We start from the raw sequence: 25,447 nt of genomic DNA on the forward strand, positions 1-25,447 counted from the left end.
CGCCCCCTTATTTGGCCGATGTACCGGATCAGGGGGCTGCAACGATCATGCCATTTGCCCGACGGTGCAGCGGGGTGGTCCGCACAGTCGATGACGGGAATGTTACGGAATAATTAATAGGCAGTCGCGGCGATCTGCCTGTTTTTCAGGCAGCGTCAGGCGCGGTGACGATCGCACGGGCCGCCGCCTCGTCCTCGTCGTCCACCATCACCCGCACCGGGATCAGCAGCCAGCTGCCATCCGCGATGCTGCTGCCCGCATCGAACGCCACCGCCGGTATCCCTTCCGCCTCCAGCCGCCCGATCACGATATGCGCCTCGTTACGATTGAAGCGACCGAGTTCGATCAGACTCATGATGCTCTCCGTTGACGCGCATCGATGATGCGCATAACTTTCCCGCATGAGACACGATCCGATCGCGTCGGGCAAGCGCAAGCCCGTCAATCTCTCGCTCGACACCGGCGTGATCGCGGTGGCACGCGAGGCGGGCCTCAACCTGTCGCAGATCAGCGAGGCGGCCATCTCGCTGGAAGCCCGCAAGGCGCGCGACCGGAAATGGAAGGAAGACAATCGCGAATGGATCGCCGCTCATAACCGCTGGGTCGAAACCAACGGCCTACCGCTCGAAAAATACCGGTTGTTCTGATGGCACGGTTCGATGTGTATCGATTGGCGGATGGCGCGTTCGTCATTGATTGCCAGGCGGACTTTCTCGACGAGATCAGTACGCGCTTCGTCGCTCCCCTACTGCCGCCGGGGGACGCACCGCCGCCCAACGGCCACCTCAATCCCGGCTTCGAGATCGAAGGTGAGCCTCTGGTGATGGTCACGCAATTCGCCACTGCCGTTCGCACCACGGAGTTGAGGCAACGGGTCGCCTCGCTCGATCACGAGCATCTCCGTATCACCCGCGCGATTGATGTCCTGACCGGCAGCGCTTGATCCGCACCCGATGACGCCTAACTCATCCGTCATTGCGAGCGTAGCGAAGCAATCCAGCGCCCAGCGCGTGACGCTCTGGATTGCTTCGCTACGCTCACAACGACGACAGGGCAGGTTTCACGTCATCCAGCCTATGCCGCCGTGCCGCCCACCGTCAGCCCCTCGACCAGCAGCGTCGGCTGGCCGACGCCCGCCGGCACGCCCTGCCCGCCCTTGCCGCACACGCCGATGCCCTCGTCCAGCGCGAAGTCGTTGCCGATGCCTCGCACCCTGGTCAGCACGGTCGGCCCGTCGCCGATCAGCGTCGCGCCCTTGATCGGCGCGCCCAGCTTGCCGTTCTCGATCCGGTACGCCTCGGTGCAGGAGAACACGAACTTGCCCGACACGATATCGACCTGACCGCCGCCGAAGCTCTTGGCGAAGATGCCGGTCTTCACGCGCGACAGCAGTTCGGCGGGATCGTCCTGCCCGCCCTTCATGAAGGTATTGGTCATCCGCGGCATCGGCGCATGGGCATAGCTTTCGCGGCGGCCGTTGCCGGTCGCGGCCATGCCCATCAGCCGCGCGTTCAGCCGGTCCTGCATATAGCCCTTCAGGATGCCGTCCTCGATCAGCACCGTCTCGCGCGTCGGCGTGCCCTCGTCGTCGATCGACAGCGAGCCGCGCCGGTCGACCAGCGATCCGTCGTCCACCACCGTGACGCCGGGCGCCGCCACCCGCTCGCCCAGCCGGCCGGAAAAGGCGCTGGTGCCCTTGCGGTTGAAATCGCCCTCCAGCCCATGGCCGATCGCCTCGTGCAACAGCACGCCCGGCCAGCCCGGCCCGAGCAGCACCGTCATCTCCCCCGCCGGCGCCGCCACCGAATCGAGGTTTACCAGCGCCTGCGCCAGCGCCTCGTCGATGCCGCGGTTCCACGTCGCCGGCTCGAACAGCCGGTCGTACAGATAGCGCCCGCCGATCCCGAACGTCCCCGTCTCGCGCCGGCCATTCTGCTCGGCGACGATCTGGATGTTGAGCCGCACCAGCGGCCGCACGTCGGTGGCGACGAAGCCGTCGGCACGCACGATCTCCACCACGCTCCACGATCCCGACAGCGAGACGGACACCTGCGCCACCCGCGGATCGCGCGCGCGGGCGGCGGCGTCGATCGTCTGACACAGATTCACCTTGTCGGCGAAGGGGATCAGGTCGAGCGGATCGGTATCGGTATAGAGGTGCCGGTTGTTGCCCTGCGGCGGCGCGGCCTTGGGCGTGGCGGAGGGATCGATCAGCGCCATCGTCTGCGCGGCGCGCTTGATCGCCGCCTCGCTCAGTTCGTTGGCGTGCGCGAAGGCGGTCGTCTCGCCCGCCACCGCGCGCAGGCCGAAGCCGGCATTGGTGTCGTAGGCGGCGGTCTTCAGCCGCCCGTCGTCGAAGCCGAACGCCTCCGACCGGCGATATTGCAGATAGAGTTCGCCGTCATCCGCCCGCCCCAGCGCATCCGCGGTCAGCGCCTGCGCCGCCTCCGGCGACAGATCACGGTAGAGGAACGAGCGGGGGTCCTGATATGCCATGCCCCGCAATATAGGCACGGGCGGCGGAAGGTCCACGCCCGCCTTCCCACTTCCCCGACCATCCTTACTTCCCCGGCGGAGGCCGGGGCCCAGTTGGGGGACACCGGTAATGTCAGACTTCCGGTTATCGCCTCACGTCATGGCAAAGCCATGACGTCGAACGGCAGGGCGAGCCCGCCGCCGGCCGATCGGCGGCGCGTCTACTTCGGTTTGTTCGCCGGGCTGGCGCCTTCGCTGATATCGGGCAGGCTCGCCTGATCCTTGCCGTCGGCCGCGCCGCCGATCAGCACGAAGCGCCGGTCGCAATAGCCGCAATCCACGTAACCCGCCTCGTCGATCTGCAACCAGACGCGCGGATGGCCCAGCGCCGCGCCCCCCGGAATATCGGCGGCGCCGTCGCAGGCGACACGGGGCTGGCTGACGCGGGCGATTTCAAGCGGAGGATGCATGACGGCGTCGATAGCAAGGAGCATTGTCGCCACGCAAGCAGAAGCCTATTTGCTGCCAGCATGACCGACGCTGCCATCTCCATCACCGGCCTCTGCAAGACCTATCAGGGCGGCAAGCGCGCGCTGGACGGCGTGACGTTCGACGTGCCCCGCGGCCAGATCTTCGGCCTGCTCGGCCCCAACGGCGCGGGCAAGTCGACGCTCATCAACATCCTGGCGGGCCTGGTCAACAAGACGGACGGCAGCGCCAGCATCTGGGGCTTCGACATCGACGCGCACCCGCGCAACGCCAAGGCGTCGATCGGGATCGTCAATCAGGAGATCCTGTTCGACCCCTTCTTCACGCCGATCGAGACGCTGGAGATCCAGGCCGGCCTCTACGGCGTGCCGAAGCGCGAGCGCCGCAGCCTCGAACTGCTGCGCGCGGTACATCTGGAGGACAAGGCGAATGCCTATGCCCGCACCCTGTCGGGCGGCATGAAGCGACGGCTGATGGTGGCCAAGGCGATGGTCCATTCGCCCCCCGTCCTCGTCCTCGACGAACCGACCGCGGGCGTCGACATCCAGTTGCGCCAGCAATTGTGGGATTATGTCCGCGAACTCAACGCCGGCGGCGTGACGGTGGTGCTGACGACCCATTATCTGGAGGAGGCGGAGCAGCTGTGCGATCGCATCGCGATCATCAACCACGGCCAGGTCGTCGCCAACGAACCCACCCGCGATCTGCTGGCCCGCGCGCAGGAAAAGGTCGTCGCCGTCACCGTCGACCGCGATCTGACCGGCACGCCCGACGCCCCCTGTTTCGAGAAGATCGCGCTGCTGCCCCCACGCACGCTGGAGATCACCTATTCCAAGGACCGGGTGAACGCGGGCGAGGTGCTGGCGGCGGTGCAGGCGAACGGCCTCGGCATCGTCGACGTCTCGACGCGCGAGGCCGATCTGGAGGACGTGTTCCTCAGCCTGACCGGCGACCGCTGACCGGAACCGCGGCGGCGGGTTCGCTCCTCCCCGCCCCCGCGCGAATCACCTCCGCCTCAACGGCACGAAGCCGGGGGAACGGTAATTATCCCGCGTTCCCCGACCGATACGGTCCCGCACGGCCCCGCACGGCCCCGCACGGGGTCGTTTAAGCCGGGATTAGGGGTCTTCTGCTAGGGTGGCGATCATGCCATCCGCTCCCAGACAATCGGACAATTCGCTGATCCAGTTGCTGGGGCTGGGAACGGATGACCGGCAACTGCCCGTCGCTCTGGTATCGGCGCAGCTGAAGGCCGCGCGAAAGCCCTATCCGGTGACGTTCGCCGGGACGATCGTGGCCGGCGTGCTGGTCGGCATCCAGACCCCGCGCCCCGATCTGACCTGGCCGGTGCTGCTGGTCCTGCTGCTGATATCGCTCTGGTCGCTGGCGCGCTGGCGCGATCAGCGGAACAGCGGCTGGGCGGTGATCGATTCGCGGCGGACGGTCGTCAGCACCGCCGGCCTGTCCTTCCTCACCGCGATCGGTTGGGGGCTGATGCTGTGCACCGCGCTGATCGGCAACGATGCCGATGGCCGGATCACGCTCACCTGCGTCCTCACCGGCGTGGTGTCGGTCGGGACGCTGACCGTCGCGACGCTGCCGCTGGCCAGCATCGCCTTCCTCGCCGGATCGATGATCGTGATCGCGCCCGCCGTGTGGCTGATCGACCTGCCCGACACGATCTTCGGGATGCTGGCCGTGTTCGGCGTGCTGCTCGCCCGGTCGGTGCTGGCGCAGGCGCGGCTGTTCATGGATCATTTCCACACCGGCAACGACCTGATCGATACCGTGCGCGAGCGCGAACTGGTCGATCGAGCGCGCCGGCAGGAACAGGATCGCGCCGAACTGGCGGAGGCCCGCGCCGATCAGGCGCTGCGCGAACGCACCATCGCGGGGCGGCAGGCGGACATGGTCGCGCTGGCCCGGCGGTTCGAGGCATCGGTGGGCGAGGCGGTGACCGCGCTGGCGCAGGCGGCGGCGGAAACGCGCACCGCCGCCGATACGCTGGCCACCACCAGCGCCGCCCAGGCGAACGATATCGGCGCGATCGCCGCGATCGCCGCGCGCACCAGCGATACCGCCGATACGATGCGCGCGACGGCGGGGCGCCTGTCGTCCTCCGCGGCGGAAGTCGCCCGGCGCGTCGCGGTGCAGGGCGCCCTGACCGGCGAGGCCGCCGCCGACGCGCGCGCCAGCGAACGGGTCATCGCCGCGCTGATCGGCGATGCGGCGCAGGTCGGCCGGGTGGTGGCGATGATCGCGGGCATCGCCGGCCAGACCAACCTCCTTGCCCTCAACGCCACGATCGAGGCGGCCCGCGCGGGCGAGTCGGGGCGCGGCTTCTCGGTCGTCGCCAACGAGGTGAAGCTGCTCGCCAACCAGACCAGCAAGGCGACCGGGGATATCGAGGCGCAGATCGCGACGATCCAGCAGCGGGTGGAGGCGGTGGCGCTGGCGATGGGCGGGATCGTCGGTCAGGTCGGCAAGGTATCCGGGGTCGCCGCCGACATCCGCGCCGCGACCGACGACCAGACCGGGGTGGCGATATCGATCGCCGACCATGCCCATACCACCGCCGCCGACAGCGCCGACCTGCGGATCGGGGTGGATGCCGCCGCCCGCGCCTCCGATCAGGGACGGCGGCTCGCGGTCGAGATGGCGGCCTCGACCGCCACGATCGTCCAGCGGGTCGAGACGCTGGCGGCCAACGCGACCGCGTTCGTGGCGGAACTGCGCGTCGCCTGACCGGCATCCCGTCCTACTGCGGCCCTGTCCTGCCGCAACGCTGCCCTACGGCAACGCTGTCCTACCGCGTCAAAGTTTGGCACAGCGACGCCATGTCTGTTCCATCCGCCCCGCCGCCCCGCCCCGCCGCATCGCCTGCCCGCCCTCCCCGCCCCGCCCCCGCGTGCGGACCCTGTAGGATGCGACGTTCGTGACTTTCCGTGTGACTTTCCACCGCCGTCCGGGCCTGCCGGCATGAGCGCGTCGGACGTCCTCGTCATCGGTTCGGGCGCCGCCGGCCTCACCGCCGCGCTCAACCTGGCGGAGCGGTTCCGCGTCACCGTCGTCGCCAAGGGGCAGCTGAACGAAGGGTCGACCGCCTGGGCGCAGGGCGGCATCGCCGCGGTGCTGGAGCCCGGCGACACCTTCGCGCACCATGTCGAGGACACGATGGTCGCCGGCGCCGGCCTCAACGACCGCGAGATCGTCGAGTTCGTGGTGGAGCGCGCGCCCGCCGCGATCCAGCGCCTGACCGAACTGGGCGTCCCCTTCGCCACCGAGGGAGACGCGCTCCACCTGACGCGCGAGGGCGGCCATTCGCACCGCCGCATCGTCCATGTCGCCGACGCCACCGGCTGGGCTGTGCAGGAGGCGCTGCAACGCGCCGCCGAGGCGCATCCCAACATCACGCTGCTGCCCGACCGGGTCGCGATCGACCTCGCCACCAGCCGGCACGAGGAACGCTATTCGGGCGCGGGCAATGTCTGGGGCGTCTACGCGCTCGACCGCGCGAGCGGCCGGGTGGAGCTGCACACCGCGCGCGCCACGATCCTGGCGACCGGCGGCGCGGGCCGCACCTACCTGTTCTCCACCGCCCCGCGCGGCGCGACCGGTGACGGCATCGCGATGGCGTGGCGCGCCGGCTGCCGCGTCTCGAACATGGAGATGATGCAGTTCCACCCCACCTGCCTCTACCATCTGGAGGTCAAGAACTTCCTCATCACCGAGGCGGTGCGCGGCGAGGGCGGACGGCTCATCAACCCCGCCACCGGCCAGCGGTTCATGACCGCCTATGACGCCGAACGGATGGAGTTGGCCCCGCGCGACGTGGTGGCGCGCGCGATCGATGCGGAGATCAAGCGCCACGGCCTCGATTACGTCCATCTCGACATCAGCCACATGCCCGCCGATTTCATCCGCGGCCATTTCCCGACCATCCACGAAAAGCTGCTGGGGCTGGGCATCGACATGACGACGGGGCCGATCCCGGTCGTTCCCGCGCAGCACTACACCTGCGGCGGCATCGTCGTGGACGCGCACGGGCGCACCGACCTGCCCGGCCTCTATGCCGCCGGCGAATGCACCGAATCGGGGCTGCACGGCGCCAACCGGCTCGCCTCCAACTCCCTGCTCGAATGTTTCGTGTTCGGCGAGGCAGCGGCCGATCACATCGCCACCTGCTGGGACGCGCTGCCCCCCGTCCCCGCGATCCGCGCATGGGACGAAAGCCGCGTCACCGATTCGGACGAGGAGGTGGTCATCAAGCAGAACTGGACCGAGATCCGCCGCTTCATGTGGAATTACGTCGGCATCGTCCGCACCACCAAGCGGCTGCAACGCGCCGCCAGCCGCATCCGCCTGATGACCGACGAGGTGGCGGAGCATTACGGCCATTTCCGCGTCACCCCCGACCTGATCGAACTGCGCAACCTGCTCCAGACCGCCGACCTGATCGTCCGCGCCGCGCTTCACCGCCACGAAAGCCGGGGTCTGCACTACACGCTCGACTATCCCGCGACACTGCCCGAGGCGGTGGATACCGTGCTGGTGCCGTGACAGACGTCCGTTACTGACGAAGCGTCACTTTGGTAGAGATAAGTAGCTGATAAGCAGCAAATATTGCCACCACCCCGGCGGAGGCCGGGGTCCAGTTGGGCGAAGGGTCGATATCGATCACCGCCGCCTTTCCAACTGGACCCCGGCCTCCGCCGGGGTGGTGAAGGGGGCGGCGATCCATCCGGTTCCCGCACCCCCGCCTCCGCTCGCCGCACTCACCTGTCGGATCGCCGCACGAGCCATCATCGGCGGTTTCGCCCCGGCCGCGCTCGGCTAAGGATCGTATCCGGGGGTACGAGTGCGGGATATCATGCGTTTACGATCGGTTGCCGTCCCTGTGCTGATGCTGTCGCTGACCGGCTGCGGCGCGCCGTCGCGCCCCGGCGCCAGCGGTCGCGCGCCCGAGCGGGAGGAGCAGGTATCCGTCTCGATCCCCGTCCCGCCCACCGTCGCCCGCCCCACCGCCAACACCCCCCGCCAGCTCCAGACCGCGATCGAGGCGCTGGCCCGCGGCTTCGACGGCCGCGCCGGCATCGCGGTGCGCGCGGTGGACGAGGGGTGGACGGTGGAGGCCGGCGGGCGCCAACGCCTGCCCCAGCAATCGGTGTCGAAGCTGTGGGTGGCGTTCACGCTGCTCGACCTGCGCGATCAGGGCAAGATCAGGCTCGACGATCCGGTCACCGTCCTCCCCTCCGACCTCACCCTGTTCCACCAGCCGATCGCCTATCTGGTCGCCAAGACCGGGCGGTTCGACACCACCGTCGGCGGCCTGCTGACGCGCGCGCTGACCCAGAGCGACAACACCGCCAACGACCGGTTGCTGACCCTGGTCGGCGGGCCGCCCGCCGTCCGCCGGATGATCGCGGCCAAGCGGCTGGGCGACATCCGCTTCGGCCCCGGCGAGCGATTGTTGCAGGCGGGCACCGCCGGCCTCGTCTGGCAGCCCGCCTTCTCGATCGGCAACGCCTTCGCGATCGCGCGGTCGCGCCTGTCGCCGGAAGCGCGGGCCGCCGCGCTCGACCGCTACGTCGCCGATCCGCCCGACGGCGCCGCGCCGCTCGCCATCGCTGATGCGCTGGCGCGGGCGGCACGCGGCGAACTGCTGTCGGAAACCTCGACCCGCATCCTGCTCGACACGATGGGCGCGTCGCGCACCGGCCATGCCCGGCTGCGCGCGGCGGTGCCCGCCGGCTGGCAGATCGCGCACAAGACCGGCACCGGTCAGGACCTCGGCCGCCGCAATGCCGGGTTCAACGATGTCGGCCTGCTCACCGCCCCCGATGGCCGCCGCTATGCGCTGGCGGTGATGATCGGCGACACCGTCCGCCCGATCCGCGAACGCCAGATGCTGATCCAGAACGTCGCCAGCACCGTGGCCAGCTACGTCGCCGGCCACCCCGGCGCGGCCTTCTCGGCGACGCTGGCGAACTGATCCCGGAAGCCCCTCCCCTTCAGGGGAGGGGTTGGGGTGGGGCCTCTCCACCAGCGCGGCGCCTGTTGAAACGCCCCATCCCCCGCCTCTACCCTGAAAAGACAGGGAGAATACCGTGCTTGGTCCCCCCTCGCTTACCCGCTACATCGCGAGGCACCATGCCCCATCTCTATCTCGTCGACGGCTCCGGCTACATCTTCCGCGCCTATCACCGCCTGCCGCCGCTCACCAACGTGCATGGCGAGCCGGTCGGTGCGGTCTATGGCTACACCACGATGCTGTGGCGGCTGGCCGACGAGGTCCATGCCGCAGAAGGACCGACCCACATGGCGGTCATCCTCGACAAATCGTCGAAGACGTTCCGCAACGACCTGTACGACCAGTACAAGGCGCACCGCCCGCCGCCGCCCGAGGACCTGGTGCCGCAGTTCCCGATGATCCGCGACGCCACCCGCGCCTTCTCGCTGCCCTGCATCGAGACCGAGGGGCTGGAGGCGGACGACATCATCGCCTGTTATGCCAAAGCGGCGCTGGCGCAGGGGTGGGCGGTCACGATCGTCAGTTCCGACAAGGACCTGATGCAGCTGATCGAGCCCGGGCTCGACCTGTACGACACGATGAACAACCGCCGGCTCGGCGCGGAACATGTCGCGGAGAAATTCCACGGTATCGCGCCGTCGCAACTGGGCGATGTGCTGGCGCTGATGGGCGACAGCGTCGACAACGTGCCGGGCGTCCCCGGCGTCGGGCCGAAGACGGCGGCGAAGCTGATCCTCGAACACGGTAATCTCGACGCCGTCCTCGCCGCCGCGGCGGGGATGAAGAAGGGCAAGCTGCGCGACAACCTGATCGAACATGCCGACATGGCGCGCCTCAGCCGCGAACTGGTCGCGCTGAAATGCGACGTCGCGCTGCCCGAACCGCTGGAGGACCTGGAACTCAAGGGCATCCCCGATGCGCCGTTACGCGCCTTTCTCGAACATCACGGCTTCCGCTCGCTGCTCAACAAGCTGGGTCAGGTCGCCGATGCGCCCGTCGCCGTCCCGGCCGGCGATGCGCCGATCCAGGACGATCCGCCCTGCGACCTCGACGGGTACGAGACGGTGCAGGATCTGGGCGTCCTCGATGGCTGGATCGCGCGCGCGCGTCATCAGGGCTGGATCGCGGTCGATACCGAAACCAGCTCCACCGACGCGACGCAGGCGAACCTCGTCGGCGTCTCCCTCGCGCTGGCGCCCAATCTCGCCTGCTACATCCCGCTCGGCCATGGCGGCACCGATCTGCTGGCGGAGGTGCCGGTGCAGATCGACACCGCCGCCGCGCTGGCGAAACTCAAGGAATTGATGGAGGACCCCTCGGTCCTCAAGATCGGCCACAATTTGAAATTCGACATGATCGTGCTGGGCGAACGCGGCATCGACGTGGCGCCGCACGACGACACCATCGTCATGAGCTTCGATCTCGACGCCGGCCTGCACGGCCACGGCATGGACGAACTCGCCGCCACGCACCTGTCGCATGCCTGCATCGCGTTCAAGGACGTGGTCGGCACCGGCAAGAGCCAGCGCGGCTTCCACGAGATCGACCTGAAGACCGCCACCCGCTACGCCGCCGAGGATGCGGACGTGACGCTGCGGCTGTGGAAACGGTTCAGGGCGCGCCTGCCCGCCGAAGGGTCGACCCGCGTCTATGAAATGGTCGATCGTCCGCTGGTGCCCGTCATCGCCCGGATGGAGCGGCGCGGCATCAGGGTCGACCGCGAGCAACTGGCGGCGCTGTCCGCCGATTTCTCCACCCAGATCGCCGCGCTGGAATTGGAGGTCCACGCGCTTGCCGGTGGTCCCTTCACGATCGGCAGCCCCAAGCAACTGGGCGACGTGCTGTTCGAGAAGCTGGGGCTGAAGGGCGGGCGCAAGGGCAAGTCGGGCGTCTATTCCACCGACGTGACCGAACTGGAACGGATCGCCCGCGAAAAGGGCCCGCATACCGAGATCGTGCGCAAGGTGCTGGAATGGCGTCAGCTATCCAAGCTGAAAAGCACCTATACCGATGCGTTGCAGGCGCAGATCAACCCGAAGACCGGCCGCGTCCACACCAGCTATTCGCTGACCGGCGCGCAGACCGGCCGGCTGTCGTCGACCGAGCCCAATCTGCAGAACATCCCGATCCGCACCGAGATCGGCCGCCAGATCAGGCACGCCTTCGTCGCCGAACCCGGCAACGTCATCCTCGCCGCCGATTACTCGCAGATCGAACTGCGCCTCGCCGCGCACATGGCCGACGTGCCCGCGCTGCGGGAGGCGTTCGCGAACGGCGACGACATCCACTCGCTCACCGCGCAGGAACTGTTCGGCGAGGTGAACCGCGACACGCGCGGCCGCGCCAAGACGATCAACTTCGCGATCCTCTACGGCATCAGCCGCTGGGGGCTGGCCGCCCGGCTGGAAGTGAGCGCGGACGAGGCGCAGGGCATGATCGACCGCTATTTCGAGCGGTTCCCCGGCGTCAACCGCTACATGGCGGAGACGCTGGAGGCGGTGCGCGGTCAGGGCTTCACCACCACGCTGTTCGGCCGCAAGACGCATTTCCCGCGCATCGGCTCGAAGAACCAGGCCGAGCGGCAGGGGGCGGAGCGCGCCGCGATCAACGCCCCGATCCAGGGCACCAGCGCCGACATCATCAAGCGCGCGATGGTGCGCATGGAACCCGCGCTCGACGCCGCCGGCCTCGGCCATGTCCGGATGCTGTTGCAGGTCCACGACGAACTGGTGTTCGAATTGCCCGAAGCCGACGTGGCCGCCGCGAGTGCGGTGATCCGCGACGTGATGGAAAACGCCGCCGCGCCCGCAGTGACGCTGTCGGTGCCGCTGGGGGTCGAGATCGGCACCGGCCCCAGCTGGGGCGCGGCGCATTGATCGCGATGGTTCACGGCGGACGGGAATGGGCGATACCCGTCAACCCTTGCAACGCCACCCCGGCGGAGGCCGGGGCCCAGTTGGGGGACGCCGGTGACACCTCACGACAACCTGCCCGACTGGACCCCGGCCTCCGCCGGGGTGGAACGGTTTCAGCCGGACTGACGTCCACCTCTTCTACAATACCCCCCCGATGACCCCGACCAAGGACATCGACGCCCTCGCCAAGGGCGGCCGCACCAACATCGCCGGCTTCGCGCTGCGGCTGCTGGCGCGCATCCCGTTCCTGTTCATCGCGGGCCGCTTCTACGGTCCCGATCTGGTCGGACGGTTCGCGATTGCGGTGGTGGTGGTCGAACTGGCGGCGTTGCTCGCCACGCTCGGCATGAAGCGCGGGCTGGCGCAGGCGCTGGCCAGGGCGGACCGGCCACATGCGCATGTCGTGTGGGATGCGCTGGCGCTGGCGCTGGTCGCCTCGCTGATCGCCAGCGCGGTGCTGTGGATGTTCCCGCAGCTGCTCTATCCCAATTCGCCGATCACCGGGCTGGATCATTGGCTGGCGCTGATCGTCGTCGCGATCGCGTGGTCGGACCTCAGCCTCGCCGCGCTCGCCTACCGCCTGAACGTGAAGGCGGCGGTCACCGCGCGCGCGGTGGTGGAGCCGTGGACGATCTCGATCGCCGCCTACGTCTTCTCGTTCTTCACGATCCGCGACGGGCTGGTCCTGTCCTATGTCGCGTCGATGACGGCGGCGCTGATCGCCAGCATGGTGCCGTTCCTGCGGTCCTACGGCCTGCCGCGCGGCTGGTCGCCGCGCCTGCGCGAACTGGCGCGACTCGCTCGCGTCAACGCCCCGCTGGCGGGGGCGGACGCGCTGGAATGGGGCAGCCGCAACGTCGATCGCTTCATCCTCGGCCTGTTGTTCGCGCCCAGCGTGGTCGGCATCTACTACATGGCGCAACAGGTCGCCTCGCTGCCGCAGAAGCTGAAGACCAGCTTCGATCCCGTGCTCGGCCCCGTCATCACCCGCGCGCTGGCCGATGACGATCGCCCCGCCATCGCCAGCCAGGTGCGGCAGGTCGCGTTCTGGATCATCGCCGCGCAGTTGCTGCTCGCGCTGATGGGGTCGATCCCGGGCGAGGCGGTGATGGGCGTGGTCGGTCCGCAGTTCGTGATCGGCACCGCGCCGCTCGTCTTCCTCTTGATGGGGGAGGTGTTCGCCTCGACCGGGGCGGTGTGCGAATCGGCGCTGGTCTATGTCGCGCGGCACCGCAACCTGATGATCTCCGCGACGATGCTGGGGTTCCAGATCGCGCTCAGCTTCGGGCTGGTCTTCGCGATGCGCGCACTCGGCTGGTCGCCGACGTGGCAGGCGGCGGGGCCGGCGGTGGCGCTGGCGCTCAGCCTCGCGCTCACCTCGCTGGCGAAGGCGATGCTGCTGCGCCGGCTGCTCGGCGCGCCCGTCTCGCCGCTGCGCTGGCCGCTGATCTGGGCGGCGCTGGCGGCGGTGGTGGTGGGCGGCGCGTTCACCGCGCTGCCGCACCGGTTCGAATGGGCCGAACTGCTGATCGGCGAGCCGGCGATCGCCGCGACCTATTGCTGGATCCTGTGGCGCTGGGCCTTCCGCCCCGCCGACCGCGCGCTGTTCACCAAGAAACCGGACAGGGCGACGCTGCCCCAGGACGGCGCCGCGACGCTCTGAGCGCCCCCTCCGCCGGAGGAGGGGCGCTACCGGCGATCAATGCCGGAAGTGGCGCATCCCGGTGAACACCATCGCCAGCCCCGCCGCGTCCGCCGCGGCGATCACCTCGTCGTCGCGGATCGATCCGCCGGGCTGGATCACCGCCGTGGCGCCCGCCTCCACCGCCGCCATCAGCCCGTCCGCGAACGGGAAGAACGCGTCGGACGCGACCGCCGACCCGGTGGTGCGTGCCTCGTCCCAGCCGGCCTTGTCGGCGGCGTCCTTCGCCTTCCACGCGGCGATCCGTGCCGATTCCAGCCGGTTCATCTGGCCGGCGCCGACGCCCGCCGTGCTGCCGTCCTTCGCGTAAACGATCGCGTTCGACTTCACGTGCTTGGCCACGGTCCAGGCGAAGCGGCAATCCGCCAGTTCCTGCGGGGTCGGCGCGCGCTTCGTCACCACGCGCAGCATGTCGTCGGTCAGCCGGCCATTGTCCCGCGACTGCACCAGCACGCCGCCGACGATCTCCTTCGTCACCTCGCCCGCGCGATGCGGGTCGGGCAGGCCATCGGTGAGCAACAGACGCAGGTTCTTCTTGGCGGCGAAGATCGCCAGCGCCTCGTCGTCCGCGCCGGGGGCGACCACCACCTCGGTGAAGATGCCGGTGATCGCGCGCGCGGTCGCGGCGTCGATCGCGCGGTTCAGCGCGATGATGCCGCCGAACGCCGACACCGTGTCGCACGCGAACGCCGCCTCGTAGGCGTCGGCCAGCGTCGCGGCGGTCGCCACGCCGCACGGGTTGGCGTGCTTGACGATCACCACCGTCGGGTCGGCGTCGCGGAACTCCGCGATCAGCTCCAGCGCGGCATCGGCGTCGTTGTAGTTGTTGTAGCTGAGCGCCTTGCCCTGCACCTGTCGCGCCTGCGGCAGGCCCGCCGACCCTGCCGCATTGGGGCGGACCCGCGCCTGCTGGTGCGGGTTCTCGCCATAGCGCAGCGTCAGTTCGTCCTGTTCCCCGTCGTCCTGCCCGCCAGCCGCCTGCTGCGCGAACCAGCGCGCGATATAGCTGTCGTAATGGCCGGTATGCGCGAACGCCTTGCCCGCCAGCCGCCGCCGCGTCGCCATCGTCGTGCCGCCGGCCGCCACCTCCGCCAGCACCGCGGCATAATCCGCCGGATCGGTCAGGATCGCGACATATGCGTGGTTCTTCGCCGCCGACCGCACCATCGCCGGGCCGCCGATGTCGATATTCTCGATCACCGTATCGGCATCCGCGCCGCTCTCTACCGTCTTCTCGAACGGGTAGAGATTGACCACGGCAAGGTCGATCGCCCCGATCCCGTGCTGCGTCATCGACGCGACATGGCCGGCATCGTCCCGCACCGCCAGCAGGCCGCCATGCACCGCCGGGTGCAGCGTCTTCACCCGGCCGTCCATCATCTCCGGAAAGCCGGTCAGCTCGGCCACGTCCTTCACCGCCAGCCCGGCGTCGCGCAGCGCCTTCGCGGTGCCGCCGGTCGACACCAGCTCGACCCCCGCGTCCGCCAGCGCGCGGGCGAAGTCGACGATGCCGGTCTTGTCGGATACCGACAGCAGGGCGCGGGTAACGGGAACGGCAAGGAGATCTGGGGTCATCGGAATTCCTTCGGCACGGCGCATGTTGCGGCGGCCCATAGGGCGCGCGGCCGGATCGATCAAACCTTGGGCGATCAAACCGTGCGCTTCAGCATCCAGCCGACCTGCGCCCCGCCCGACGATGCCTCGCCCATGATCGCCAGCTGTGCGGTCGCGATCGGGCGGCCGCCGCCGTCGATCCATACGCTGTCCTCGACCGCCAGCGCGCCGCCGCGACAACGGAACTGCCATGTCGCGCCATCGGCCAGTTCCAGCATCGCACCCTGACCGTCCGCCGCCGCCGTCGCCGCCACCCCCGCGCCCAGATGAAACCGGATCGCGAACGGCGCCGATCGCCCCCGCCGCCGGCCGGACGGCAGCAGCGCATCCTCGCCGCGCAGCTCGCGCCCGTCGCCGGTCAGCATCAATTGCCGGCGGTGGAGCAGGCCCCAGCGGCGGACATAGCCGTCATGGCTCGCCTCGATCCGGCTGGCATTGTCCGCCTCCTGCCGCGACAGTTCGACCTGTCCGACACCGCGGCCCAGCGTGCCGTCGGCATGGATCGCGGTGGAATTGGTGTCGCCCAGCGTCAGCGTCGAATGCGCGGCGGTGGTGCGCAGCCCCTCCAGCAGCGCGGCCGGCAACCGGGCATCGCTCGCGCGCGCGCCGCCGCCGTTCACGATCAGCCGCGCCGGCCCGTCGGAGAATTCGAACGCCAGCGTCGACGCGCAGCCGCCCGCCACCAGCCGCGCAATCGGCGGCGGCGCGGCATCGACGATCAGCACCGCCGACCCCGCCGCCATGCGCTGATACCCCCAGTCGCGCGACTGGCGCAGCGGCCGGGTGCGCACGCCGCTGGCGGCGATCACTGCCGCGATCTGCTCGGCATCGCCGGGGCCGCCGCCCTGCCAGCTCGACAGCATCCGGTCGCCGTGCAGGCTGCCCAGCAGCGCCGGCACCGCGCGCATCGACGCCGCGACCACCGCCTCCGGCACCTCCGTCCCGCAGGCGACATAGATTTCGCGCAGCATCGACAGCAGCATCACCGTGTCGAGCAGCACCGCCGGGCTGCGCGACACCGCGCCGCCATCCTCGAACAATCCCCCCGCCAGCGCGCGGCCCAGCCCCGCCTCGCCAAAGCCGCGACGCGGATCGTTGCAGGGGATCAGCAGCCCGGCGGCCACCACCCCGCACCATGCCGCGATCCGCGCCGCCCCCGGCGTCGCCTTGTCGGCGGAACGATCCAGATGCCGCGCCCCGCGGGCCAGCGTATCGAGCACGCGGGCGTCGTGATCGGCATCGATCCCGCGCAGGATCAGCGGCGTATGCAGGCTCCAGTACAGCACGCGCCGGCCCCACGCCTCCGGCGTCCACGCCGGATCGGCCACCGTCTCGCCATGGGCGTCGAGCCATGTCGTGGTCAGCTGCGTCGCGATCGGCGCCGCCTGCGCCAGCGTCGCCACCGTCGACAGGTCGCGCAGCCAGGCGAAGCTGTGCAGGTAATCGCCGAACGCCGCACTCCATAGCGGCCGGGCGAAATCGAGACCGGCGATCGCCTGCGTCTCTCCCCGGAACGACAGCCGTCCCGCCAGCAGCGCGCGCCCGCGCGCCGGATCGCCGACGATCGGGTCGTCGGGCATCGCCGCCAGCCGGTCGGGCGGCTGCCCGTTCGCTCGCACCGCCTGCAACGGGGTGCGCCACGCCAGCCGGTCGAACCCGTCCGTCAGCCATCCCGCCAGCGACCGGCCCTTTTCGGCAACGATGCGGAACGACTGATCCCCGCCCTCGATCGCGGCCTCGCGCTGGACCGCGCCGTATTCGTCTTCGTGTTCGTCCTGGTCGCCCGGTGGAACGCTGGTCACCCATTCCCCCGCAGCGCTGCGATATTGGCGGCATAGGCGGCCGGCCCGCCCCGGAACACGGCGGTGCCCGCGACCAGCGCGTCGGCCCCCGCCTCGATGCATCGGCGCGCGCTGTCGGCATCGACGCCGCCGTCCACCTCCAGATCGATCGCCCGCCCGGTCTGGTCGATCATCCGGCGGATCGCGGCGATCTTCTTCAACTGGCTATCGATGAAATGCTGGCCGCCGAACCCGGGGTTCACGCTCATCACCAGCACCAGATCGACCATGTCGATCACGTAATCGAGCATCTTGGCCGGCGTCGCCGGGTTCAGGACGATCCCGGCGCGCTTGCCCAGCCCCTTGATGTGCTGGATCGTGCGATGGACATGCGGCCCGGCTTCGGGATGCACGGTGATGCAGTCCGCGCCCGCCTCGGCGAAGGCATCCAGATACAGGTCGACGGGCGAGATCATCAGGTGGACGTCGAACGGCTTGGTCGTCAGCGGCCGGATCGCCTTCATCACCGACGGGCCGAAACTGATGTTGGGCACGAAATGCCCGTCCATGATATCGACATGGATCCAGTCCGCCCCCGCCTCGTCGATCGCGCGCACTTCCTCGCCCAGCTTGGCGAAATCGGCGGACAGGATGGACGGCGCGATGCGGACGGGGTTCATGGCGGGCTCTCTATCATTGCGGCGGCAGGTCGCAACCCGCTCAGGCCAACCCGCTCAGGCGCGAACCAGCTTCGCCACGAAGAACCCGTCATTGCCGCCATCGGCGATCATCCCCGGCAAGGTGCGGACATAACCCCGCGGATCGACCGGCACCGGCAGGTCGGCGGGTGCCGGCACCAGCGTATAGTCGCTGCGCGCCGCCAGGAATCGCTCTAGTTGCCGCTCGCCCTCGTCCGGCTCCAGCGAGCAGGTGGCATAGACCAGGCACCCCCCCGGCTTCACCCAGTCCGCCGCGCGCGCCAGCAACCGCGTCTGCAATTCCACCAGTTCGGCGACCAGCGACGGGCGCACCCGGTGCAGCACGTCCGGATGGCGGCGGAAAATGCCGGTCGCGCTGCACGGCGCATCTAGCAGCACCGCATCGACCGGCTCGTCCGGCGACCAGAGCAGCACGTCGCCGCGCACCACCTCCGCCTTCAGCCGGGTGCGGAACAGGTTCTCGCGCAGCCGCTTGATCCGGCCTTGCGAGTTGTCGACCGCGATCGTCTGCCAACCGGCGGCGGCCAGCTGCATCGTCTTGCCACCCGGCGCCGCACACAGGTCGAGCGCGGTGCCTTCACCCGTTCCGATCAGCCGCGCGGGGATCGAGGCGGCGATGTCCTGCACCCACCATGCCCCCTCGGCATAGCCCGCCATCTCCGGCACCGGCGCATGGTCGTGCAGCCGCAGATGACCGGGGGCGAGCGACACGCCGCCCAGCCGCTCCCGCCATTCGTCGATCCGGCCTGGATCGGCCAGCGTGATGTCGAGCGGCGGCGGCGCGGCGACCGCCACCTCCGCCGCCTCCACCATCGCCTCGCCCCACGCCTTCTGCCAGCGCAGTTCGACGGTCGCGGGCAGGTGCGGTGTTTCGGGCAGCAGCTTGCCGCTCCTCATCAGGGTGCCGAACACGCCGTGGACCAGCTTGCGCGGGCCGCCATCGACCAGCGGCAGCACCGTGGCGATCGCGGCGTGTTGCGGCGTGCCCAGCACCAGCGCCTGCACCAGCGCGATGCGCAGCGCCATCCGTGCCTTGGCATCGTCGGGCAGGGCGCGCTCGGTCGCGCCGTCGATCAGCGCGTCGAGATCGGGCAACCGGCGCAGCGTCTCCGCCGCGATCGCATGGGCCAGGCCACGGTCGGGGCCGTGCACCATCCGCGTCGCCGCCGGCAACGCCGCCTCCAGCGATTCGCCCCGGCGCAGCACCGCGTCGAGCAGCTTGATCGCGGCACGGCGCGTCGGCACGCCGAGCGGTTCGGGCGCGTGGGTCTGCCCGCGGGGGGTCTGGTGGGGGGCGTTCACGTTGCATCGCTCCTTCGCGACCCTATCTGGCACAGGGTCGCCATTCTGGAAGGAACCGCCATGGGCCAGCGCCCCGATCATGTGAAGCCGCCCGCGCATCTTTCCGCCAATCCGCCGGTGCCCAAGCCGGATGCGACGGCCCCGGTGCGCAAGGCCGAGGACGATCCGCTGGGCCGCGACCCCGTCCGCTACGGCGACTGGGAGAACAAGGGCATCGCCATCGATTTCTAACGTGATCGTCCCGGTAAGACAGACATGACGGAGCGGTGGCGATGCATTCGATTGTCGTCTTGGCCTGACAGGACGGTTCGCCACCGGAACGAATCGCTTCCGGAAACGTCCCGTCGGAGATGAAAAGACGCGGGATGATCGTGGGGGCGGCAGCGGCGGCCATCCTGCTGCTGTTGCTGGCGACCCTCGCGGTCTTCCCCTGGGGCAGCCTGCGCGGCACCATCGAGCGCAAGGCGGGCGAGCGGTTCGGCCGGCCGGTGCGGATCGGCGCGATCGAGCGGCTCGACACCATCGGCTTCCACCCCGTGATCGCGATCCGCGACGTTACCGTCGCCCAGGCGGACTGGGCCGGCACCGGCGATTTCGCGCGGATCGGCACCGTCACGCTGGGCTTCCCGGTCTGGCCGCTGTTGATCGGCCGTTTCCGGCCGCAGGACGTGACGATCGACGGCCTTCGCCTTGCGCTGGTCCGCACGAAGCAGGGTCGCACCAACTGGGACCGGCCGGGCGGGTCGAAGGATAGCGGCGATGGCGGCGGCCCCGATATCGGGCGTCTGACGATCCGCAACGCGATCGTCCGCTACGACGATGGCAAGCAGGACCGGCAACTCACCGCCCGGATCGCCGCCGATCCCGTCGCCGGCCTCCGCGTGCAGGGACAGGGCCGGATCAACGGCGTGCCGATCCGCCTGACCGTCAATGGCCCCGCGCCGGCACAGGCGCCATGGCCGTTCACCGCGACGATCGACGGCGACAGGCTGGCGATGCGCGCGACCGGCACGATGGACCGGCCGCTCGATGCGAACGCGATGACGCTGGACGTCACCGCCCGCGCCGCCGACCTGAAACTGATCGATGCGGTGATCGAGGCGGGGCTGTTCCACACCCGCCCGGTCGCGATCCGCGCGCATGTCCGCCACGACCCGGATCGCTGGGCGATCACCGCGCTGACCGGCACGATCGGCCGGTCCGACATCGCCGGGCGGCTGACGGTCGACAAGGTCGACGGCCGGTCGAAGATCGATGGCGTCGTCACCTCGCGCGCGTTCGATTTCGGCGACCTCACCTCGGCGGCGGGACGCGCGGAGGCGGCGGCGCTGGAGGCACGGATCGGGCCACGGCTGGTGCCCAACACCCGTATCGATATCGGCAAGATCGATTCGACCGACGGCCGGCTGGCCTTCCGCGTCGGCCGGATCATCGGCAGTTCGTCGCCCCCCATCCTCAGCCTGGCCGGCGTGATGACGATGGATCACCGCCGCCTGACGCTGGCCCCCCTACGCCTCAGCCTCGATCAGGGCCGCGTCACCGGCCGCGCGGTGGTCGACCAGCGGCGGGGCCAGCCTTCGCCGACGCTGACGCTGGACCTGACGCTGGCGGGCGGCGACGTGGCAGCGTTCGCGGCGGGGGGCGAATTCACCGGCAAGCTGGCGGCGCGGGTGCGGCTGGTCGGCGTCGGCGACACATTGCGCAGCGCGGTGGGGCGGTCGGACGGTACGGTCGGCTTCACCGTCCGTCACGGTCGCCTGCCCGCGCGCTATGCCGCCGCGCTGGGGTTCGACGCGGGCCGGGCGCTGCTCGCCGGATCGGGCGAGCGCGCCGGGCTGCGCTGCCTCGTTACCAGACTGGCGATGGCGAACGGCACCGCCCGCGCCACGCCGGCGATCATCGATACCGAATGGAGCAGGATGACCGCCACCGGCACCGTATCCTTCCCCGACGAACGCCTGTCGATGCGGCTGACCGGCGCGCCCAAGCACCCCGCGATCCTGCGTATCCCCGGCGCCGCGACGATGACCGGCACGATCACCGCCCCGCACCTCGACGTGCCGCGCGAAACCAAGTCGGTCGGCAACATCCTGAAGGCGATCGGCCGCAAGATCACCGGCGATACCCTCCCTCTCGCCACCGACGCGGATTGCGATGCGCTGACCGCACGGGCGCTGCGGTAACGGCCCCTCCCCGTCGCGGGGAGGGGCCGGGAGGGTCAGCCCGGCGCGATCGTGGCTTTGCGACGACGATAACGCGTCGCGCCCGCCACCATGCCGAAACCGGTCAGCATCATCGCCCAGGTCGCCGGCTCGGGTACCGCGCCGACACCGGCGAGATAGGTGTAGGTGACGCTGACGTTGCTGAAGCTGCCGCCGGATGCCGTCGGCGCGTAACCCGGCGCGGTCAGACTATAGAAACCGAGGGCATAGCTGCCGGAACCGATATAGGTGTCGAGACCAGTGGTGAAGGTCGGCGTAGCGGTTTTCACGATGTTCATGGAAATCTGATTCGGTGCCGAGAATGACGATTGCACGAACTCGTCGACTGTCACCCGACCGAAACCCGGATCGCCGATCGTTCCGAGGATTCGTACCACCGGCGCGGGCGAACCCGGCATACCGTTAAAAGCGAAAGAGGTGGTCACACTGTACCGATTGTCGAACGACACGCTCTGGAGCGTACCCAGCAGGGGGTTGAACCGCTGCAGATACACCGGCCCGCGATTCGCGTCCGTATAGGTGATCGTGGCGGCACTGGCGCTCGATCCCGCGCAGATGGCCGCAGCGGCAATCGCCATCGTCTTGAAAAAAATGCTCACACGTTTTCCCCGTTTGGCGACCGATGATCGTGGCGGTGGCGGTGGCGTTAACAAACGCGCTTGATCCGTCAACCATATCGAACCTGAGCCGCCCTTTTCGGGATAGGGGTGCAGACCCTTGCTACACCCCCTCCTCGCGCAACGGCCGTGCCAGCAGGGTGCCGATCACGTCGTCCACGGCCGCGCCCTCCAGCAGGCGGCACACCGCGTCGCATACCGGCATGTCGACCCCGGCCTCCGCCGCCGCCTGCCGCAGCACGGGCGCGGTGAACGCGCCCTCCGCCACCGTGCGGCGATCCGCCAGCAACGCGGTCGCCGCCTCGCCCCGGCCCAATCCCACGCCCAGCGAGAAATTGCGCGAGCTGGTCGACGAGCAGGTCAGCACCAGATCGCCCAGACCGGACAGCCCCGCCAGCGTCTCCGCCCGCGCGCCGCGCGCCAGCCCGAACCGCGTCATCTCGGCGAAACCGCGCGCGATCAGCGCCGCGCGCGCATTCTGCCCCAGCCCCGCGCCCTCGACCACGCCGCAGCCGATCGCCAGCACGTTCTTCACCGCGCCGCCGATCTCCGCGCCGGTCACGTCGCTGGAGGCATAGGGCCGGAAATGCGGGGCCGCGAGCCGTTCGGACAGCGCGGTGCGCAAGGCATCGTCCTCGCACGCCAGCGTCACCGCGGTCGGCAATCCCCGTGCTACCTCATGCGCGAAGGTCGGACCGGACAGGACGGCGATCGGCGCTTGCGGATGCACCGCGCGCGCCACCTCGCCCACCAGCCGGCGGCTGCCCGCCTCGATCCCCTTGGCGCACAGCACCAGCGGCCGGGTACCGACCGGCGTCGCCGCCAGCACCGCGCCGACATGCTGCGCGGGCGCCACCACCAGCAACGCGTCGCACGCCGCCAGATCGGCGAGGTCGCCGGTCGCGCGGATCGTCGGCGACAGGTCGATGCCGCTCAGGAACAGATGGTTGCGGCGATCGGCATTGACCGAGGCGACCACCTCCGCCTCACGCGCCCATAACAGCACGTCGCGGTCGCCATGCGCCGCCACCTGCGCCAGCGCGGTGCCCCATGCCCCGCCGCCGATCACCCCGATTCTCATGCCTTCACCCCTGCACCGCGCACCGCCTCCGCCAAGGGATCGAGCGGCCAGCGCGGCCGGGCGGGCAGGTCGAGCGGATCGGTCAGCCCGGCGGCGAAGCGTTCCGCCCCGGCCCAGGCGATCATCGCCGCATTGTCGGTGCATAGCCACAGCGGCGGCGCGACGAAGCGGCGGCCATGCGCGGTCGCCAATTCTTCCAGCGCCGCGCGGACCGCGCGGTTCGCCGCCACCCCGCCCGCGACGACCAGCGTCGCCGCCTCCGGCACCGCCGCCAGCGCGCGCGCGGTGCGATCGAGCAGGCATTCCACCACCGCCGCCTGGAACGACGCGGCCAGATCCTCCGGGCTGTGCTTGCCCACGGCGCGTGCCACCGCGCTCTTCAGCCCCGCGAACGAGAAATGCGGTTCCGCCGCGCCCTTCAGCGGCCGGGGCAGCGGCACCGCGCGCGGATCGCCCAGCGCCGCCGCGCGCTCCACCGCCGGCCCACCCGGAAAGCCGAGGCCGAGCAGCTTGGCGGTCTTGTCGAACGCCTCGCCCACCGCATCGTCGATCGTCGTCGCCAGCCGGCGATAGCGGCCGACCCCCTGAACCAGCAGCAACTGGCAATGGCCGCCCGACACCAGCAGCAGCAGATAGGGAAAATCCAGATCGGGGTCGGCCAGCCGGGGCGACAGCGCGTGACCCTCCAGATGGTTGACCGCGACCAGCGGCTTGCCCGCCGCATGGGCCAGCGCCTTGCCGGTGACGAGGCCGACCATCACCCCGCCGATCAGCCCTGGCCCGGCAGTGGCGGCGATCGCATCGACTTGGCGTAACGTCACCCCCGCATCCGCCAGCGCGGCGGCGACCAGCGGCGCCAGCGCCTCGACATGCGCGCGGGCCGCGATCTCCGGCACCACCCCCCCGAACGGCGCATGCGCCGCCTCCTGCCCCAGCAGCCGATGCGCCAGCACCCGCCGGTCGCCGGTCACGAGCGCGGCGGCGGTTTCGTCACAGGAGGATTCCAGACCCAGGATCAACATGGCGGACGGTGTAGCGGGTCGCCGTGCCCTTGTCGAAGCGGCCGGCGGCACGCACCCTGTCTACCGCGCCGAGAACATGGCGCAATAGACCAGAATCGGCACGCCGATCAGCAGGATCATCAGCAGCAGGGTAAGGTCGATCGTGCGTCCGGGCATCCGCTGGGGCGGCGCCAGGGAACGGACCGGTTCGGGTGCGTTCCCCGGCCCGCATGGGGCGATAGGCTCCGATCGGCGATCCATCGCCGAGGCATCGATATCCGACATGGTACGAAATCCGCTTGTCCGGGTAAGCGGGCGCCCGCAGCGCATCCGCCTGAAACAGTTCGACTATATCCCGAGCCCGGTCGGCAAGCCTTCGAGCCCGGGCTACAGGCGCGCGGCGAGTTGGCCTGCGTGATTGCGAAATCGCTGATATGTCGCACATGCGGACATATCGTTAAGATGGCAACGCCATCATCGTTCGTCAACCGCATGATGTATCCGTTGTGGCTGACGTTCATCAGGTTCGGTCATGGTCCCGTGTGGCGGTATGGCAAGGCGCGGTGGCCGCGTTGCGCCGGGAACCCTGCGATCAAGGCTTGCCGACATCCCGGCGGGAGGCGCGCAGCCGCCGTCCTTCCCTTCGTCGATCGGGCCGGATCATGATGGCGACCATTCCTTGGCGTCGGCACCGCATGATGGCAGGACTGGACCATGGGGTTGCCGCGCAGGCCGGTGGGAAGGGGAGGTAATGGTCGAGGCACCGTTCGGGCTGAGCGACAAGGAGCGTGAGGTCCTTCGCCTCCTCGCCAGGGGGCATGACACCAAAAGCGCGGCGGCCACGCTGCGTCTGTCGGTTCACACCGTCAACGAGCGCCTCCGCGAAGCCCGCCTCAAAACCCGGGCCGGCAGCAGCCGGGCCGCCGCCCGCCTTCTGGCCGAGCAGGAGGACCCTGAATTTCTGGGGCCATCGAAATTTGTGGTTCCCGACCGCGTCGCCGGGGCCGAGCAGGACGGTCGGTCAAAGCGCTGGCCGACGGACGGCTCCCGCTTCCTGAGCCATTGGGGAATTCCCATGCTGACATCGGCCATCGTCGCGGCGGTCATCGTCGCGGGCACTCATGCCGACCTGGAAAAGCGTTCGACGCCCGCCGCTCCTCATGTCGTTTCCACCTCTCCGGCGCCGGATGCCGTGGTCGGTCCGGGCCAGATCGCGCTGAGCGTCACATTCGATCGACCGATGCGACGGCAAAGCTACTCATTCGTTCGGAAAACTGCGGAAACCTATCCCGAATGCGACAACCGGCCCGAACAGTCTACCGATCGCCGCACGTTCCGGATGATCTGCAACGTCAAATCGGGTCGCCGTTACGAAATCTGGTTCAACAGCCCGCCCTATCTGAATTTCGTCGATGACGGCGGAGCACCTGCCATACCCCATGGACTGCGCTTCCGGGCCCGATAGACCGGGCGAAGGGCGGCGGTGGGGCGGCCAAAG

21 protein-coding genes and 1 pseudogene are annotated in these 25,447 nt (G+C 69.6%); 11 read left to right on the forward strand and 11 right to left on the reverse strand.

Annotated elements, in window-relative coordinates; translation table 11 throughout:
• Positions 1-145: 145 nt before the first annotated feature.
• A complete protein-coding gene (locus IFT82_RS10840; protein ID WP_192126555.1) occupies positions 146-355 on the reverse strand; it encodes a putative signal transducing protein in 210 nt (69 codons plus the stop codon).
• A 46-nt stretch (positions 356-401) separates the two neighbouring features.
• Between IFT82_RS10840 and IFT82_RS10845 the strand changes: the two genes are divergently transcribed.
• Positions 402-647 (forward strand): type II toxin-antitoxin system CcdA family antitoxin, encoded by a 246-nt coding sequence (locus tag IFT82_RS10845; RefSeq protein ID WP_192126557.1) that lies wholly within the window; start codon positions 402-404, stop codon positions 645-647.
• Positions 647-943, forward strand: coding sequence for a CcdB family protein (locus tag IFT82_RS10850; protein ID WP_192126559.1), 297 nt, complete (start codon positions 647-649; stop codon positions 941-943). Before IFT82_RS10845 ends, IFT82_RS10850 begins: the two co-directional genes overlap by 1 nt.
• A gap of 131 nt (positions 944-1,074) precedes the next feature.
• Here IFT82_RS10850 and tldD read toward each other — a convergent pair whose 3' ends face one another.
• A complete protein-coding gene (gene tldD, locus IFT82_RS10855; protein ID WP_192126561.1) occupies positions 1,075-2,496 on the reverse strand; it encodes a metalloprotease TldD in 1,422 nt (473 codons plus the stop codon).
• A 200-nt stretch (positions 2,497-2,696) separates the two neighbouring features.
• On the reverse strand, positions 2,697-2,945 hold the full coding sequence (locus IFT82_RS10860) for a zinc-finger domain-containing protein (RefSeq protein WP_192126563.1): 249 nt from the start codon (positions 2,943-2,945) through the stop codon (positions 2,697-2,699).
• A 60-nt stretch (positions 2,946-3,005) separates the two neighbouring features.
• On the opposite strand from IFT82_RS10860, the gene IFT82_RS10865 reads away from it, so the two are divergent.
• The 6 genes from IFT82_RS10865 (at position 3,006) to IFT82_RS10890 (ending at position 13,573) form a co-directional block, all read left to right on the forward strand.
• On the forward strand, positions 3,006-3,923 hold the full coding sequence (locus IFT82_RS10865) for an ABC transporter ATP-binding protein (RefSeq protein ID WP_192126565.1): 918 nt from the start codon (positions 3,006-3,008) through the stop codon (positions 3,921-3,923).
• Between the two features lie 187 nt (positions 3,924-4,110).
• Positions 4,111-5,709, forward strand: coding sequence for a methyl-accepting chemotaxis protein (locus IFT82_RS20455; RefSeq protein WP_244646677.1), 1,599 nt, complete (start codon positions 4,111-4,113; stop codon positions 5,707-5,709).
• Between the two features lie 234 nt (positions 5,710-5,943).
• Positions 5,944-7,524 (forward strand): L-aspartate oxidase, encoded by a 1,581-nt coding sequence (gene nadB / locus IFT82_RS10875; protein ID WP_192126567.1) that lies wholly within the window; start codon positions 5,944-5,946, stop codon positions 7,522-7,524.
• A gap of 343 nt (positions 7,525-7,867) precedes the next feature.
• Positions 7,868-8,956, forward strand: a complete 1,089-nt coding sequence (locus tag IFT82_RS10880) for a serine hydrolase (RefSeq protein WP_244646678.1) — start codon at positions 7,868-7,870, stop codon at positions 8,954-8,956.
• A gap of 158 nt (positions 8,957-9,114) precedes the next feature.
• The gene (polA, locus tag IFT82_RS10885; RefSeq protein WP_192126571.1) at positions 9,115-11,871 is read left to right on the forward strand and encodes a DNA polymerase I; all 2,757 of its coding nucleotides are present in this window, start codon (positions 9,115-9,117) and stop codon (positions 11,869-11,871) included.
• A gap of 193 nt (positions 11,872-12,064) precedes the next feature.
• Positions 12,065-13,573 (forward strand): lipopolysaccharide biosynthesis protein, encoded by a 1,509-nt coding sequence (locus tag IFT82_RS10890; RefSeq protein ID WP_192126573.1) that lies wholly within the window; start codon positions 12,065-12,067, stop codon positions 13,571-13,573.
• A 36-nt stretch (positions 13,574-13,609) separates the two neighbouring features.
• Here IFT82_RS10890 and purH read toward each other — a convergent pair whose 3' ends face one another.
• The 4 genes from purH to IFT82_RS10910 form a co-directional block, all read right to left on the reverse strand.
• The gene (gene purH, locus IFT82_RS10895; RefSeq protein ID WP_192126575.1) at positions 13,610-15,187 is read right to left on the reverse strand and encodes a bifunctional phosphoribosylaminoimidazolecarboxamide formyltransferase/IMP cyclohydrolase; all 1,578 of its coding nucleotides are present in this window, start codon (positions 15,185-15,187) and stop codon (positions 13,610-13,612) included.
• A 74-nt stretch (positions 15,188-15,261) separates the two neighbouring features.
• Positions 15,262-17,028, reverse strand: coding sequence for a heparinase II/III family protein (locus tag IFT82_RS10900; protein WP_446740962.1), 1,767 nt, complete (start codon positions 17,026-17,028; stop codon positions 15,262-15,264).
• Positions 17,025-17,687 carry a ribulose-phosphate 3-epimerase gene (gene rpe, locus IFT82_RS10905; RefSeq protein WP_192126580.1) on the reverse strand — a complete coding sequence of 221 codons (663 nt, stop codon included), beginning with the start codon at positions 17,685-17,687 and terminating at the stop codon, positions 17,025-17,027. The genes IFT82_RS10900 and rpe overlap by 4 nt, the downstream gene beginning before the upstream one ends.
• 54 nt (positions 17,688-17,741) lie before the next feature.
• Positions 17,742-19,028 (reverse strand): RsmB/NOP family class I SAM-dependent RNA methyltransferase, encoded by a 1,287-nt coding sequence (locus IFT82_RS10910; protein ID WP_342355098.1) that lies wholly within the window; start codon positions 19,026-19,028, stop codon positions 17,742-17,744.
• Between the two features lie 60 nt (positions 19,029-19,088).
• On the opposite strand from IFT82_RS10910, the gene IFT82_RS10915 reads away from it, so the two are divergent.
• Both IFT82_RS10915 and IFT82_RS10920 read left to right on the forward strand, forming a co-directional pair.
• Positions 19,089-19,259 (forward strand): DUF1674 domain-containing protein, encoded by a 171-nt coding sequence (locus tag IFT82_RS10915; protein ID WP_192126584.1) that lies wholly within the window; start codon positions 19,089-19,091, stop codon positions 19,257-19,259.
• A gap of 119 nt (positions 19,260-19,378) precedes the next feature.
• A complete protein-coding gene (locus IFT82_RS10920) occupies positions 19,379-21,211 on the forward strand; it encodes an AsmA family protein (protein WP_274602237.1) in 1,833 nt (610 codons plus the stop codon).
• Between the two features lie 35 nt (positions 21,212-21,246).
• Here IFT82_RS10920 and IFT82_RS21470 read toward each other — a convergent pair.
• The 4 genes and pseudogenes from IFT82_RS21470 to IFT82_RS10940 form a co-directional block, all read right to left on the reverse strand.
• A pseudogene (locus IFT82_RS21470) lies at positions 21,247-21,354 on the reverse strand (PEPxxWA-CTERM sorting domain-containing protein); the annotation flags it as partial.
• 616 nt (positions 21,355-21,970) lie between these two features.
• A complete protein-coding gene (locus IFT82_RS10930) occupies positions 21,971-22,948 on the reverse strand; it encodes an NAD(P)H-dependent glycerol-3-phosphate dehydrogenase (protein WP_192126588.1) in 978 nt (325 codons plus the stop codon).
• Complete coding sequence (tsaD, locus tag IFT82_RS10935; RefSeq protein WP_192126590.1) at positions 22,945-23,970, reverse strand: tRNA (adenosine(37)-N6)-threonylcarbamoyltransferase complex transferase subunit TsaD; 1,026 nt, start codon at positions 23,968-23,970, stop codon at positions 22,945-22,947. The genes IFT82_RS10930 and tsaD overlap by 4 nt, the downstream gene beginning before the upstream one ends.
• Positions 23,971-24,030: 60 nt before the next feature.
• Positions 24,031-24,234, reverse strand: a complete 204-nt coding sequence (locus tag IFT82_RS10940) for a hypothetical protein (protein WP_192126592.1) — start codon at positions 24,232-24,234, stop codon at positions 24,031-24,033.
• Positions 24,235-24,700: 466 nt separating this feature from the next.
• Here IFT82_RS10940 and IFT82_RS10945 point away from each other — a divergent pair, with 466 nt between their 5' ends.
• The gene (locus IFT82_RS10945; RefSeq protein ID WP_192126594.1) at positions 24,701-25,414 is read left to right on the forward strand and encodes a LuxR C-terminal-related transcriptional regulator; all 714 of its coding nucleotides are present in this window, start codon (positions 24,701-24,703) and stop codon (positions 25,412-25,414) included.
• Positions 25,415-25,447: the final 33 nt, after the last annotated feature.

It is taken from the genome of Sphingomonas sp. CFBP 8760 (assembly GCF_014841615.1).
Taxonomy (GTDB): domain Bacteria; phylum Pseudomonadota; class Alphaproteobacteria; order Sphingomonadales; family Sphingomonadaceae; genus Sphingomonas.